At 42.6% G+C, this 14,098-nt stretch carries 14 protein-coding genes; 8 read left to right on the top strand and 6 right to left on the bottom strand.

Annotated features, from left to right (window positions below; genetic code table 11):
• Positions 1-289 precede the first annotated feature (289 nt).
• Complete coding sequence (locus RIC07_RS35820; protein WP_446398666.1) at positions 290-490, top strand: hypothetical protein; 201 nt, start codon at positions 290-292, stop codon at positions 488-490.
• Positions 491-624: 134 nt separating this feature from the next.
• Entirely contained in the window at positions 625-1,299 is a 675-nt protein-coding gene (locus tag RIC07_RS35815) for a hypothetical protein (RefSeq protein WP_446398665.1), read from the top strand.
• A gap of 68 nt (positions 1,300-1,367) precedes the next feature.
• On the opposite strand, the gene RIC07_RS35810 is transcribed toward RIC07_RS35815, so the two are convergent.
• From RIC07_RS35810 to RIC07_RS35795, 4 genes are all read right to left on the bottom strand, one after another.
• Positions 1,368-2,294, bottom strand: a complete 927-nt coding sequence (locus RIC07_RS35810; protein WP_446398664.1) for a histone deacetylase family protein — start codon at positions 2,292-2,294, stop codon at positions 1,368-1,370.
• A 48-nt stretch (positions 2,295-2,342) separates the two neighbouring features.
• Complete coding sequence (locus tag RIC07_RS35805) at positions 2,343-2,456, bottom strand: NACHT C-terminal helical domain 2-containing protein (protein ID WP_446398663.1); 114 nt, start codon at positions 2,454-2,456, stop codon at positions 2,343-2,345.
• Positions 2,457-2,962: 506 nt separating this feature from the next.
• Positions 2,963-3,382, bottom strand: a complete 420-nt coding sequence (locus RIC07_RS35800) for a hypothetical protein (protein WP_446398662.1) — start codon at positions 3,380-3,382, stop codon at positions 2,963-2,965.
• A 79-nt stretch (positions 3,383-3,461) separates the two neighbouring features.
• Positions 3,462-3,692 (bottom strand): hypothetical protein, encoded by a 231-nt coding sequence (locus RIC07_RS35795; protein WP_446398661.1) that lies wholly within the window; start codon positions 3,690-3,692, stop codon positions 3,462-3,464.
• Between RIC07_RS35795 and RIC07_RS35790 the strand changes: the two genes are divergently transcribed.
• Both RIC07_RS35790 and RIC07_RS35785 read left to right on the top strand, forming a co-directional pair.
• Complete coding sequence (locus RIC07_RS35790; protein WP_446398660.1) at positions 3,670-4,290, top strand: alpha/beta hydrolase; 621 nt, start codon at positions 3,670-3,672, stop codon at positions 4,288-4,290. The two genes, RIC07_RS35795 and RIC07_RS35790, sit on opposite strands and share 23 nt — an antisense overlap.
• A 939-nt stretch (positions 4,291-5,229) precedes the next feature.
• Positions 5,230-6,624 carry a hybrid sensor histidine kinase/response regulator gene (locus tag RIC07_RS35785; RefSeq protein WP_446398659.1) on the top strand — a complete coding sequence of 465 codons (1,395 nt, stop codon included), beginning with the start codon at positions 5,230-5,232 and terminating at the stop codon, positions 6,622-6,624.
• A gap of 127 nt (positions 6,625-6,751) precedes the next feature.
• On the opposite strand, the gene RIC07_RS35780 is transcribed toward RIC07_RS35785, so the two are convergent.
• The gene (locus RIC07_RS35780; RefSeq protein ID WP_446398658.1) at positions 6,752-7,249 is read right to left on the bottom strand and encodes a hypothetical protein; all 498 of its coding nucleotides are present in this window, start codon (positions 7,247-7,249) and stop codon (positions 6,752-6,754) included.
• A gap of 208 nt (positions 7,250-7,457) precedes the next feature.
• On the opposite strand from RIC07_RS35780, the gene RIC07_RS35775 reads away from it, so the two are divergent.
• The 4 genes from RIC07_RS35775 (at position 7,458) to RIC07_RS35760 (ending at position 12,378) form a co-directional block, all read left to right on the top strand.
• Positions 7,458-8,858, top strand: a complete 1,401-nt coding sequence (locus tag RIC07_RS35775) for a serine/threonine protein kinase (protein ID WP_446398657.1) — start codon at positions 7,458-7,460, stop codon at positions 8,856-8,858.
• 146 nt (positions 8,859-9,004) lie between these two features.
• Complete coding sequence (locus RIC07_RS35770) at positions 9,005-10,372, top strand: protein kinase domain-containing protein (protein WP_446398656.1); 1,368 nt, start codon at positions 9,005-9,007, stop codon at positions 10,370-10,372.
• Between the two features lie 103 nt (positions 10,373-10,475).
• Positions 10,476-11,483 carry a hypothetical protein gene (locus tag RIC07_RS35765; RefSeq protein WP_446398655.1) on the top strand — a complete coding sequence of 336 codons (1,008 nt, stop codon included), beginning with the start codon at positions 10,476-10,478 and terminating at the stop codon, positions 11,481-11,483.
• 40 nt (positions 11,484-11,523) lie between these two features.
• Positions 11,524-12,378 (top strand): sulfotransferase, encoded by an 855-nt coding sequence (locus RIC07_RS35760; protein ID WP_446398654.1) that lies wholly within the window; start codon positions 11,524-11,526, stop codon positions 12,376-12,378.
• A gap of 35 nt (positions 12,379-12,413) precedes the next feature.
• Here RIC07_RS35760 and RIC07_RS35755 read toward each other — a convergent pair whose 3' ends face one another.
• The gene (locus RIC07_RS35755) at positions 12,414-14,054 is read right to left on the bottom strand and encodes a glycosyltransferase family 39 protein (protein WP_446398653.1); all 1,641 of its coding nucleotides are present in this window, start codon (positions 14,052-14,054) and stop codon (positions 12,414-12,416) included.
• Positions 14,055-14,098: the final 44 nt, after the last annotated feature.

Here is a 14,098-nt window from a genome sequence, read left to right as displayed (position 1 = left end):
AGGCAATAGGCAATAGGCAATAGGCAATAGGCAATAGGCAATAGGCAATAGGCAATAGGCAATAGGTAAGGTAGAGTTTTGAGTTAACTTCCTCATCTCCCCCAGCTTCCCCATCTCCCCCATCTCTCCGATTGTAAAGATTTAATGAAGCGTCCTGATAGACACCTTGGTGAATGTAGTTTTGTAAAGACCCCGGAAAAAGTCCTGATAGCTGTCAGCCGTCTGGCGGTGGGACACCTAATCTGGATTCTGAACCCGGAGCATTCTACTGATTGAGGTGCGTACTACGATGTTACTCCACTCGCTTTGTGCAACGAATAATCCCCAAAAACCCTTGAAGCTGATCATTTGGGAACCGGCGGAAATAACGACCGAGCGTCTTAAACCCTTTTACTTCAAAACCAACTATCTTTGTGAGAATTTGACAGAAGCGATGCAGATTCTGGCTCAAATCCAACATAGTAGTAGAGATTTACTACAAGCCGCTTGACATCTTCCAGGGATGAAGACTGGAGATTCTAGACAAGTGTTAGGTGGGGATGCAAAGTTCAATTTCTCTATCTTCACTTTCCAAGGTGGGTTAAATTGTGGCATGATTTTCTCAATATAGAAGAGTAAAAAATCATGCAACCGAACTCGGCAACCCTTTTTTCCTGGCTATTCGGTTTCACCGCTTCGTCCCTGCTGTGTAGTGGTTTATCCGCTCAAGCCCAGACGCCAGACTCTGCCTATTATGGTTATATAACCGTTACTCCCTCTGACTCGGCTCAATCTTCTGGCTCAGCGACTAATAACACCCAGTCAACCCTAGTTTTGGTTCAACCCCAAACTGTCGCCGCCACTCCAGAGGTAGCACAAGTCCCTGGGGTTAATCCCCTAAAAATATTGGGACGTAGCTATATCGGTGTAGGTGGGAATATTGGTCTGGATGGTGAGGAAACCAACTTAGGGGAAGGATCTGTCGTCATTGTCAGTAAAGCCGGGTTTGCTGAGAATTTCTCCTTGCACAATGCGGTCATGTTTGGTGACGAAACCACCACATCACTTAGCCTTAGCCTAAATTTCCCGATCAAGACTCCCGTTACCGGACAAACGATTGTGATTCCTTTTGTTGGAGGAGGTGTGCTGCTGCAACCTGATGATGACTGGGAAGCTGATCCGTTGGTTTCCGGGGGCGTCGATGTTCCCATCCCTCCCCGATTTACTGGAACAGTGCGTGTCAATGTGGCATTTCCTGAGGATGATGAAACAGATGTGGGACTGGTTTTAGGGGTAGGTTACAATCTGAAACTGTTCTAATGGTTGATTGTTGATTGTTCTTTGACGAAGGACGAATGACGAAGGCTGATTGTTAGTCTTTGTGGCAACTATTCACCCAGCTTTAAACAGGGTTCAATGGTGGCAATAACGGACTTGGCTAAGGCAGTCAGATCATAGCCTCCTTCTAAGCCAAATAAAATACGGTGAGTCACTTGCAAACAGTAATCTGTGAATACGCCAAAATCTTTTGGTTTCAGGGCGACGCTGGCGAGGGGATCATCGGCGTTGGCGTCGTAACCAGCACTGACGATGAGTAAATCGGGCTGAAATTCATTGAGAAATGGTATCACCCCCTGCTCAAACATGGGTTGGTATTCTGTGAATGTACTGCCTGATGGTATGGGTATATTCAGAATATTATTGTACGAGCCGCGTTCGCGAGGGTTTCCGGTGCCAGGGTAGAAGGGATACTGATGGAGTGAACAGTAGATAATTCGGGCATCGTTTTCCACCAAGCTTTGAGTGCCGTTACCATGATGAACATCCCAATCTAAAATGGCGACTTTTTGGATACCGGGTTGTTCTAGGGCATAGTAAGCTGCGATCGCAGCATTAGAAAAGAGACAAAATCCCATCCCCCGTGGACCTTCGGCATGATGTCCAGGAGGACGTGCGAGGACAAATGCCGGGTTGTTGCTGGTGAGGACACGATCAACTCCATCTAACCAAGCGCTGATGGCTAACAGGGCAATATCATAACTGCGTGGAGAAACCCGTGTGTCGCCATCTATCATCCCTCCACCTTCATGGGCGAGTTGTTTGACTAAATTGATGTAATCTTGGTCATGAACTTTTTGCAACAAAGGCATTACCGGACGACTCTCTACGGGTGTAGGTAGCTGCCAGTCCACTTGATTTGCCCAGGGTGCAGCTTTTAAGGCGTTGACAATGGCTGTCAACCGTTTTGGGCTTTCGGGGTGAAAACCACCGTTGTCATGATTAAGAAATTCGTCGGAGTAAATAACTGGAAACATAGGATAAGCAGAACTGGCAGCAAATGAGTGCTTTCTGTAATTGTATAATTATTGGTTAGGTATTGAACGATTTATCGAATTGAGACAATCCACTAATAATCGATTGGCATCATAATAGTGCTTAAGGAGTTTGATATACTGGGGCGCTACTTGGATTAGCACAGTTTGACCAGATTTTTCCAAATCTTATCATTGTTTATTTTTCTCCAAACACGGTATAATTTAAAAAACTTTACATATAAATTGGGGAATCTTAATCATTTCTCAATCCAAATTTCAATTAGCCGTAGGGTTAGATTGAAAAGAACAGACGCGATCGCACCTTAAATCTACCGAGCGATCGCACATTCCGACTATCCTATAGAGGGCTAGGACATCAGCTTGGCAAACCGTTTAATTCGTTGAGGAGAACGACGAAATGTTTGGGATACAGCCTAACAGAAGCAAAACTGACCAACAAATTGCTGAACTTCAACAGCGTATCAATGAAGTCGAGAGACTTTGCGAAGCCACCTGTGATGAGATTCAAGATAAATATGGTGCGGCTATACTGGCTACTATCCTACGTTCTCATCTAATCAATTCCAGAGTCCCTCGTTCCAGGCCGGTTAATTCCTAGACAGGCGAACCACTCAATTGTCCTAACTCATCAGTGAAATCCGCGATCGCTAATGAACGTCTGAAACATAGTCTTGGTTAATAGGCACAATATAGTTAACGTTGGCACGCACGTAGCAAATGCCAGAGTCGCGATTATAGACAGGGTTGATGCTACGCACCCGTAGCCAGGGTTTACCATTGTGCATGGTAATGGCATCGCGATTCCCTTGGCTAAAGATTGCGGTTAACGTTGCGCCAGACTTCAACCGGGCTTGTACCTCACCATTAGGAGTACGGCGACAGTTTAGGGGAATTCCATCCATCAAGTCAGTAACCAACCATTTGTGATTGTTATAGTAACCCGCTACGCCTCGAACCCGGGCTGTCATAAAATCGCCCCTGTCATTGGGTCTTGGCACACCAGCTTCTTGGGCTAACGCTGGAGTCGGTAGCAGTAGGGCTAAGGCAAGAATCATTAATCGTTTCATAACTCATAAGAAATACTAGACGATCCAATTTTGACAAGTTAGCGATTCTTTTGACCTCTGCTTTATGGGGGATTTATAGTCATCCGTAAGTGATGAGTCTTGACTTTGGCAGCGATAAGTGTTCTAAACTATTGCGCTCATATCTGTGAAGCAACATGACACCAATCGGACGGCGATTTTTCTTAAAAGGCTGTGCTGCACTGGGAACAGTTTTGGGAGTGAACGCTTGCCAAAACCGTTCTCCATCTGCTAAAAATCCAACAACCTCTGAATTAGGATCTAGGTCTTTGTCTTTAGAATCCGTCACCATTGGACCAACCAATGGTCAATCCCCAACCTATCTAATGGTGTGTTTGCATGGCTGGGGGGCTAACTCTCAGGATTTAGCCCCATTAGCCTCGGCATTAGACTTGCCCAATGTCCAGTTTCTATTTCCCGATGCTCCTTTTCCTCATCCCAATGTCCCCTGGGGCAATGCCTGGTATGCGCTGGAAAGCCAAGATAATCAGGGGTTAGAGGAAAGTCGTCAAAAGTTGATCGACTGGTTAACCTCTCTGGAAGAAAGTACAGGCGTTCCCCTATCCCGCACCATTTTAAGCGGATTTTCCCAAGGGGGAGCCATGGCGTTAGATGTGGGGTTAAGATTACCCTGCGCCGCCTTAGTTGCAATGAGTGGCTACTGGCATGATTCGGCTCAACTGACGCGGGAATCGTTACCCCCAGTTTTGATAGTGCATGGTAAACAAGACCCGATTGTGCCTGTGAGTAAAGCGCGAGAAGCCAGAGATAATTTAGAGGCACTGGGAATAGCGGTGACGTATCAGGAATTTAACATGGCGCATCAGATTCTGCCAGAGGTTTTGATGTTGGTACGAGATTTTGTGCTAGAGTCAACTACTCAAAGCTAAATGGATAACCCACTAAGTAGGTGGGGACAATTAAAGTTAACGGCGCAGATCGTCATACTCGCTTCCCTTGAGAAGCAAGCTACGTTTATGTAAGGGTTTGAGGAACATTCACAGAACTTAACATAGTTCGGTTTATTTCCACCGACCTACTTAGATTTGTCTGACGTTTCAGGAGGACAAGCGTCGGAGCCATTGTGCGATCGCCGACTTATCGGTGTTAAAGGATCACGGTAAAATATCCTCCTTGTTGATAATAATGGCATTAATCGCTCTTTATAGCGAGAACCACTAAAACTGTTCGGGTTGAACATTTTTGAAGCTGTCGATGGTCAAGATTGTTTACAAAAGGCAGTCGAGGTTCAGCCTGATCTGATATTAATGGACTTAATCATGCCCGGACTAGACGACCAAGCAGGAGAGTTTAGCTGCTGAATGCTAATATTTTATTTCAAAACCTGTACCAATTCAGCAACTCCTAGAATTACTCATTGTCCATTTAGGTGTTGAATAAATATACATAAGAAATAATTCCTAAGCCCTAAGATCTAAGTCTTAAGTTATAAGTCATAAGTCATAAAATGTAAAATATTCTAGATCATGTTATCCTGTTTATGCCAAACTATGACATACAACGTATTTCAAATATACTGTTTCGATTACTGAATAGGGGTATAGCTTTAATGAAATAAAAAGTTACTATTACACCATTTTGCTAAATTAGTAATAGAGATAGTTGCCCTTAAACCCTTGCACAGCCTGGGTTTAGCCATAATAATATCATGGCTATAAACTGGTATTAAATTTCCTATTGTGTCTAGTCTATTTAGATGTGTAGCGTATGGGGAGTATTTAGGAAAGAGTATTACCATATTACCATTTTACCCTCCTTCCTTTAATAACTCTTTAATGACTAAAATTACCGAAATTAAAAATTAAGCAATGAACAAAGAAATAGTCCAAGCCAACTTGTTAGTTGTTGAAGATAATCCAACCAATCTAAGTTTTCTATTTACTTATTTGACAAAATCTGGCTTCAAGGTACTTGTCGCAACGGATGGTGAAACGGCGATACAGCGAGCCGAAACAGCTCAACCTGATCTGATACTGCTGGATGTGATGATGCCGGGAATTGATGGGTTTGAGGTATGTAAACGACTAAAAAGTAGTCCTTCAATGCGGGATATTCCAGTCATTTTTATGACAGCCCTATCAGATACACTCAATAAGGTTCATGGGTTTGAAATGGGTGCCGTCGATTACATTACCAAGCCGATTCAGCCGGAAGAGGTAGTCAGCCGAATCCAAACTCACCTGACGCTACGGAACCTGCAAAAAGAACTGCAAGCTAAAAATGAACGCTTATTACAATCCCAACAGCAAGAGAAGCAAAGAGCCTGGGAACTTGAAGAGGCATTACACAAGCTGCAACAAACGGAAGTCCAATTAATTCAAGCAGAGAAAATGTCCTCGTTTGGCAAAATAGCGGCGGGTATTGCTCATGAAATTAATAATCCAGTCAATTTCATCTACGGAAACCTTTACCACGCCAATGAATATATTCAAGAACTCTTTGATCTAATCACGCTTTACCAACAAACTTATACTCATCCGACCGAGCAAATTACTCGCCAAATCCAGGCGATTGAGCTAGACTTTATCCAATCCGATTTACCTAAACTTTTGGACTCGATGCAGGTGGGTGCTGAACGAATCCGCCAAACTGTATCGTTGCTCAAGAATTTCTTCCATTTACATGAGGCTGAGTTGAAGTTCGTCGATATTAATCAAGATCTTAATAACACGCTCTTGCTCTTACAGTACCACTTGGATGCTAAAGCTGGACGATCAAAAATTAACGTGATCAAAAATTATAGTAATTTGCCTCTTGTGAAATGTTATGCCAGTGAACTCAATCAAGTATTTATGAATATGCTTACCAATGCGATTGATGCGTTAGATGAGAAGTATGGCAAACTCAAATTAGACAGTGATATGTGGTCAGTTAGAGGCAATCCGGAACAAGAGAGAGAATTTGTGCGATCGCCACTCACTCCCGATCAATCCCAAACCCCTACGATTGAGATTAGTACAGAGAGTGTAGACGAGGCGAAGGTTATTATCCGCATTGCGGATAACGGATCAGGAATGACAGAGGAGGTAAGTCAGAGGCTATTTGATCCATTCTTTAGCACCAAACCCGTCGGTTCTGGAACAGGTTTAGGATTGACGATTAGTTACCAGATCATCGTGGAAAAGCACCGAGGTCAATTAGGTGTCACGAGTGAGAGGGGAAACGGTACAGAGTTTGTAATTGAGATTCCGATTCAGTCGTAAAAGGCAACAGGCAATAGTGTAATGGTTGTAGGTTGGGTTGACCAAGGAAACCCAACAGACTAAGCTGAGAAGCTAGGTTTTTCACCTGTAATTTTGCCCACCTACTTAATGAGTAACGTTTGAAGACTTAACGGGGAAAATCCTCAGCATCAATACAGGTAGCTAGCGCACCCTCTACAGAAAAATCAATTTCGCGACTCAAACCAATCACGCATTCAGAAAAACGCAAGGGTAGAAGACTGCGGCGACAGTTTGCCAGCACCGAGACAGGATCAGAACCTTGAGTATGCTGATTAATATCAACAGTACAGCTTGCCAATTCCTTGGGACGCCGGACGCGCATACAGGCGAATAACGCATCATCAGCCGCAATTGGCGTTAACTCTTCGATTTTCAGGACACAGAGGGATAAATCCTTTGGTTCAAGCGCCTCAGCACAAGTTCTGGCTGCATTTTCCCTGGAGATACCCGCACGCAATAGTTCTGCGGCGCAGATTTGAAACTGATCGACACCAGCACGGACAGGACTAGCAGGAAAGGCTAGGGTAAATAAACTTGCTGTAACGAGCTGACTGGCACAAATTTGCCAAAAATGACGACGGCTAACACGATTTTTCCTGTTCATGGGGTTTTCTGGTGAACGATATCCTACGCTAGGATAGCTGATTTACAGCCGTTTTCAAGCAGATGAGGGAAAACGCGGGGGAGATGGGGGAGCTTGTAGAGACGTGCCATGGCACGTCTGGAAGCTGGGGGAGCATATCATCAAAAGATAAACCGATAGGAATACGGTTAAAGTAGAGAAATCGGCGTGATCAGGACTTACACGGGAAATGCTGCAAGCAGAACGAATCTTGTGCGATCGCTATCACCTTCATCATCCCTTTGGCAATAACCCTGGACGCCAAACCTGGTTGGCGTTTGACCAGTCTGTATCCCCGCCAGAATCAGTGATTGTTAAGCTGTTGGCATTTAACCCTCAGATGCAGTGGGATGAGTTTAAGTTATTTGAACGCGAAGCCCAGGTTCTTCAACAGCTAACCCATCCTCAAATTCCCCGCTATCGGGATTATTTTTCCTTGGATAGCCAGGTTGGAGAGGGTTTATATTGGTTCGGATTAGTTCAACAATATATTCCGGGGACTTCTTTACGGCAATTATTGGATCAGGGTAAACGGTTCACTCAAGAAGAGGTGAAGCGTATTGCCGAGTCAGTATTAGAGATTCTCACTTACCTGCATGGCTTACAACCGCCAGTGCTACATCGGGATATCAAACCCAGTAACTTAATTTTGGCGGATGATTTGCCCATTTATCTGGTTGATTTTGGTGCAGTGCAAAATCGGGCGGTGACAGAAGGAGTAACGTTTACGGTAGTGGGAACGACTGGCTATACTCCCTTAGAACAGTTTTGGGGAAAGGCTGTACCCGCCTCTGATTTGTACGCTTTAGGCGCAACCCTGATTCATTTACTCACCGGGATTACCCCGGCTGACTTACCTCAACAAGATTTACGGATACAATGGAGCGATCGCGTCTCGGTTGATCCCCAGTTGATTCGTTGGATAAACGTCTTGACTGCACCGGATTTAGACCAACGATTTAGTAGCGCGGCTGAGGCGCTAGAGGCGCTGCATCACCATCGTTATCCCCAACATTCCCTAACCAACCGCTCTCAACCGAAAGGTAGCCGCGTTCAGCTTAAGCAATCACCCCAGCAGCTTATCCTGAAAATTCCTCAACCCAAGCGATCGTTCCGGGATATTCTCAAATTAGGAGGTGACTTACTACTTACCGCTTGTTCACTCCCGCTTTTATTACTATTCGGGTTAATCTTTTTAGGCTTAGGTATCGGGCTATTTGCCACATTATCCCACAATGGCACGTTGTTTCTTGTCTTGCTCCCCCTGGTTGTGTTTATGGGATGGCTCTGGCGGGCTACCAATCAGGAGTTAGGTAAAGTCCAAAATGAAGTGGACTATACTTTGCGTCATCTGTTCGGAGGTTATTGTCTTTATTTGACTCCAGAACACTTCATTATTGAACGAGAACTCTTGGGATTAACCTATCAGCGTCATATCGGTCAATTGACTGATATCAAAAATATCCAATTAATCCCCTTTACCGAGATACGGTTAGAGACTTGGATGATTAGCTATTCCTTCGGTGAAACCTTAACCGAAAACGAGCGACGTTGGTTAGTTGAGGAACTTCAAGGATGGGTAGAAGGGTAGGAGGTAGAAGGGGAAAAGGGTAGTAAACAAAATTTATATGGTATTGTGGGGGCGGGTTTAGAGATTTAATTGACGGATCTACCGATAACTTATCAACAAAACCCGCCCTCTCGTCGTTTATATTTGAAGAAAATGACGAATGGCAAATGAAAAAACAAATGTTAGCCGAACGTTATCAACTCGAAAGAAAATTAGGACAAAATGCGGGGCGTCAAACTTGGTTAGCCCATGACATTAGCCTGTCACCACCGCAACCTGTCGTGGTTAAGCTGTTAGCATTTAATCCTCAGATGCATTGGGATGAGTTAAAGCTATTTGAACGAGAAGCGCAAGTACTTCAGCATCTTAATCATCCCCGAATTCCGGAGTATCGTGATTTCTTCACCATTGAAAAGCAATTCGGAGAGGGATTACCGTGGTTTGGCTTAGTCCAAGATTACATTCCTGGTGACTCTTTACAAACGCTATTGAATCAGGAAAAAAGATTCACAGAAGCAGAGGTTTGTCAAATTGCCGAGAGTCTTTTAGAAATTCTTATTTATTTGCATGAACTATCGCCCCCTGTATTTCATCGTGATATTAAACCAAGTAATTTAATTTTGAGCCAGGATGGACAGATTTATCTGGTTGATTTTGGTGCTGTACAAGACCGCGCTACAGCAGAAGGAGTAACATTTACAGTAGTAGGAACCAGTGGCTATGCACCACCGGAACAACTTTGGGGAAAAGTGGTTCCTGCTTCGGATCTCTATGCATTAGGAGCAACATTAATTCATTTATTAACGGGAATAGCACCTGCTGATTTACCTCAACATCAGATGCGCTTACAATTTAGCGATTATGTCAATCTTACTCCCCATTTTGCAGAATGGTTGGAATGTCTGACCGAACCTGCACCAGAACGACGGTTTACGGGGGCGCGTCAAGCGCTATCGACTTTAAAATCAGGCGGAGACTCCGTGAAAAAGTCGGGGCAGTCTCGCGTGGGTTATGATCATCAAGATGGTTTGACCTTTCGCGATCGCGTGCGCTATGGTCGTCTCGCTGGCTTGACTTTCCTTCAGTTTATCGTTGCCAGTATCGCAATCAGTCTGATTGTGCCAAATTTTTTGTATACCCAAAAAACTCCTGAACCGGATGCTAAGGATTATGTAAGTTCGATCAACCGCAGTCAGCAAGCTTACTATTTAAAACACTCAGTTTTTGCCGATTCCCTGTCTCAACTGAATCGAAGTATGCCGAATCAGACGAAGAACTATCGCTATTCCACTTATAATGATGGTGCTTCTGTCTTTAATTACGCCATTTCCCGTAAACCTAACCGGAAAAGTTATGTTGGTGGCGTTTTTCGTATTCCTACCACTGACTTCAATATCCATGAAACGCCAGGAACCACGATAACCGTAGAAATTCTCTGTAAAGCCAATGTTTATGGCACGACTAAACCTCCAGAACCTACCTATTCACCCGGAAAAGTTGCTTGTAGTCGTGGCACTCAACGAGTGTATCATTAATGGCAGTGGGCTGAAAAATCGTCGTCTAAACTCTAGTGACAAATAAATCAGTTAAAATTAAGCCTATACTTTTCAACAAAGAAAACAAATTGGGAGGAGGGCGATGAATGTTCCCGTGTCACTATGGCTACTGGTAGCTAGAACAGATGTACCCTACATGCTACAAACAATTCCACATCTGATTCGTGCCTGTCATTATCCCTTTACCGAACGGGTTTTGGCGATGGATACGGCACCGCTGAGTGGAGATAAGCGCTATCGATACAATACAGGAACTCAACAACAATTAGAATTAGCTTGTCAAACTCTAATAGACCAAGGGTTCATCGACAAAATTATCAAAGTTGATTATAACCCAGCACAAATTAAAAATGTCTATCAAAAGTATTTTGGCACTGAGCAAGCCCAGCAGATGCTCAACCATACACACAATTGGAAAGGTTCAACCGTTTATGCCTCGCTGTACTGTATAGAAGCATCCGCCACGGATCATTACCTCCATTTTGATGCGGACATGCTTTTGCACCAAGACGCCGATTATGACTGGATTAGTCAAGCTATACAGTTAATGGAATCCATCTCCACAATCGCGGTGATACGTCCCCTTTGTGGTCCTCCTCATCCAGAGGGTAAATCTTTTCATCCTAACCCTTTTATCAAAGATGAACGAGGCTTTTATGCCCATAAATTTTTTAGTATGAGGGCATACCTAGTTGACCGAAAACGCTTTGCTCAACTTGCCCCCATCCCCTTGATGTGGAAATATTACCCAATGCTGTCAAGACAGTTACCTCAGCCATTGCAATCATTATGTGCTAAAGTTGAGCGCAAGTTACGCCGTCAAGTTAAACCCATTCAAGGCGCCATTGAATCCTTTGAGCCGATGACGAGTCAAAAGCTACGGGATACAAGTTTTGTTAGGGCAGATTTATCCTCAACTCAAGCTTGGACTTTACATCCGCCTAAACACGATTCTGATTATATCAAAGCGTTGCCTAATCTAATCAAACTCGTCGAGCAAGGAAAGTATCCCCAGGGACAAGCGGGTCACTATGACCTGCTTCTAGATGAATGGTCGGAATTACTGAACGTGGAAAAGGCAGAGGAATAATTCTTTGGCTTAAACTTGAATAAATGATTGAGCATTTTAAATGAAAGATTCAAACCTACGTCAACTGATTCGGGTGACAAAAAACGAAGTTATTCAAAATTATCACCGATTTAGAATTGACACCACTCAAAGTCCTTATCATATCGTTGGCAGAAGTCAACCCTATCGAATTCTTTTTATCCTCAGCCACATGCGGTCGGGTTCTTCCTTATTAACTCATATTTTAAATTCAAACTCTGACATTATCGGCTATGGGGAAACTCACATTCAATATGCTTCAGAAGCAGATTTTAAGCATTTAATGTTAAAAGTTTATTGGCAAGCACAAGAATTTAGAAAGCTCTCAGACATAAAAAACTTGAGTATGCACCAAAAGTACATTTTGGATAAGGTTCTACACAACAACAAATTTTTGAGTGAAAGCTTTTTGGTTTCCCCAAATCTGTACAGCATTTTTTTATTAAGAGAACCCCAAAGAAGTTTGGCTAGTATCGCTGAACTCAAACCCCATTTGAGTGAAGAACAAGTCCTTGACTATTATGTCAAACGGTTATCCATGTTAGAACATTATGCCCAGCTAATCAATAGCAAAGAGCGTAGCTTATTTATCACACATAACCAGCTTTTAGAGCAGACAGATTTAGTTTTTGACGCTTTACATGATTTTTTAGGCACGAGACAAGGATTTTCCGAAGACTATCAAATTCTCCGAACAACCGGGATGCGCGATGTCGGAGATCATAAAGGAAATATTAAAGCCGGTCGTATAATACGAACGCCAAGAAAAATAAAAAACAATATTTCTCCAGATTTAGTCGAAAAAGGAATGCAGTCCTTTAATCAGTGTTCGGCAACACTATCTGAATATTGCACTCCTGTAGGAAAAATGATTTGATTCTTGAATTGAGTCATGTCAACAATAAATTATCATTATTTTTTTAACTGCCAAAGCTGACCCCGCTCATGAATATTTTTCAGCTCAAAACCAGCTTGATTAATGTCTTTTTGAAAGTCTTTGCTAGGATTATATAAAAATATATCTTGTTCAGGACTAAAACTTAGAGATATTTGCTCGACTTCAGGTTCTGCTAATAACTGAAGCTTAACTTTTGGTTCGAGAATGTGGCTCAGAGAGAGCAACTGAGTCGAGTTATACCAAGAGTAATTAACCACTAAGCGGGGATTGTTGGCTTGATTAATAATCTCAGCCACTTGAGCATTATAATAGCTGTAAGATTTACTCCACCATGTCTTGGCGGGCAAGCTAATTGCACAAGAGACAACTCCAGCAGAAATTAATACGACTGTAATTAACTGCCATAACTTTTGATGTGAAACATTAGCCGTAAAGCACTTGGAACTTAGCAAATAAGCAACGGCTAACTGTATAGCTAAATAGGACGGGAAAAAATATCGAACGACAGTTGAACGAATTCCTTCAGAAATTAAATCTGGTAATGTTAATGCTAGTATTGGTACGACAATTAATGTACAAATAAATAACCATATCTGTTTGGGAGTACGACGAATTAAATAATAGATCGAATAGACGATTAATATCAATATAGGTAGGTAAACTAAATAGTGAAACTTATTATCTTTTCCTTGACTTAAATCAATAAAGCTAGAACCCTTGTAATCCAAAAATAAAGCACTAATCTCCAGAACCCAACTCTTGATGAAAAAAGATAAACTGCCTTTCTGTTCAGTCAAATAGGACATACGGAAATTATCGCGGTGATCCCAGATAAACTTAGCCCAAGGTGTAAAAGTTATTAACCCCAAAAAAGTCGAGAGTAAGTAATTTATCCAAACTTGAGGTAGCCAAATTTTTCGAGTATTTTCTTTCTTAGCAAAAATGTTCGATACGTCTGGATAACCTATGATTAGTACATAAATTGCATGGGATAAAATAACCAAATTAAATAAAATATGGGTATAAATCCCCAAAGCTATAGATAAAGCGTAAATTACCCAACTTGCTCGATTGTTTAAACGTATTGCTCTGAGTAATGTCACGCTTGACAATAAAATAGTAACTGTCCAAAGAGTATAGGGACGAGCTTCTTGGGCATAGAGAACAAATACCGGAGAAACAGCCATTAAAGCTGTGGCTGTTCCCGCTGTTAGATTTGAGCCAAATAGTTCAATCGCTAGCCAATAAATACAGGGAAATCCTAGCAGGCTAATTATGGCGGATAAAGCTCTGACTGTACCTACTGAATCACCAACAATTCTGCCCCAAATCCCGACTAAGATATAGTATAAAGGTGAATGCTTGGGATCATCCTTCGCCATAACGTAAAGACTGTCAGTTATGCTTCTTTGAGGTTCAGCTTGCTGGTATTTTTTTATATCTTCAATCCCAGTAATCCGGTTATCAAAAACCGCTTCCGGACTGGTTGGCATATAAGCTGCAATTGCTCGAATAGAAGTACGGGTTTCGTCGTACCAGTAAGCCTTGCGGTCAAGATTAGCAAAGCGAAAAAATACACCTAATGTTAATAGAATTAGCAAACAAAATAGCAAAACTTTAGCCGTTGAATTAGGGATCAGATGACGGTAGTGCATTCTGTGAATCATTTTGTCTAAAAAAGAGGTTTTACTGGACTAAA

Origin of the sequence: Coleofasciculus sp. E1-EBD-02 (assembly GCF_040218245.1) — a bacterium.
Lineage (GTDB): Bacteria > Cyanobacteriota > Cyanobacteriia > Cyanobacteriales > Coleofasciculaceae > Coleofasciculus.
Note: the sequence above shows the minus strand (reverse complement) of the source record. Positions and strands in the feature narration are given on the sequence as shown.

Bases quoted from the DNA above. Each gene is read 5' to 3' on its own strand.
- RIC07_RS35820 (WP_446398666.1), top strand. From the start codon at position 290: ATGTTACTCCACTCGCTTTGTGCAACGAATAATCCCCAAAAACCCTTG.
- RIC07_RS35815 (WP_446398665.1), top strand. From the start codon at position 625: ATGCAACCGAACTCGGCAACCCTTTTTTCCTGGCTATTCGGTTTCACC.
- RIC07_RS35810 (WP_446398664.1), bottom strand. From the start codon at position 2,294: ATGTTTCCAGTTATTTACTCCGACGAATTTCTTAATCATGACAACGGT.
- RIC07_RS35800 (WP_446398662.1), bottom strand. From the start codon at position 3,382: ATGAAACGATTAATGATTCTTGCCTTAGCCCTACTGCTACCGACTCCA.
- RIC07_RS35795 (WP_446398661.1), bottom strand. From the start codon at position 3,692: ATGGTGACGGATTCTAAAGACAAAGACCTAGATCCTAATTCAGAGGTT.
- RIC07_RS35785 (WP_446398659.1), top strand. From the start codon at position 5,230: ATGAACAAAGAAATAGTCCAAGCCAACTTGTTAGTTGTTGAAGATAAT.
- RIC07_RS35780 (WP_446398658.1), bottom strand. From the start codon at position 7,249: ATGAACAGGAAAAATCGTGTTAGCCGTCGTCATTTTTGGCAAATTTGT.
- RIC07_RS35775 (WP_446398657.1), top strand. From the start codon at position 7,458: ATGCTGCAAGCAGAACGAATCTTGTGCGATCGCTATCACCTTCATCAT.
- RIC07_RS35770 (WP_446398656.1), top strand. From the start codon at position 9,005: ATGAAAAAACAAATGTTAGCCGAACGTTATCAACTCGAAAGAAAATTA.
- RIC07_RS35765 (WP_446398655.1), top strand. From the start codon at position 10,476: ATGAATGTTCCCGTGTCACTATGGCTACTGGTAGCTAGAACAGATGTA.
- RIC07_RS35760 (WP_446398654.1), top strand. From the start codon at position 11,524: ATGAAAGATTCAAACCTACGTCAACTGATTCGGGTGACAAAAAACGAA.
- RIC07_RS35755 (WP_446398653.1), bottom strand. From the start codon at position 14,054: ATGCACTACCGTCATCTGATCCCTAATTCAACGGCTAAAGTTTTGCTA.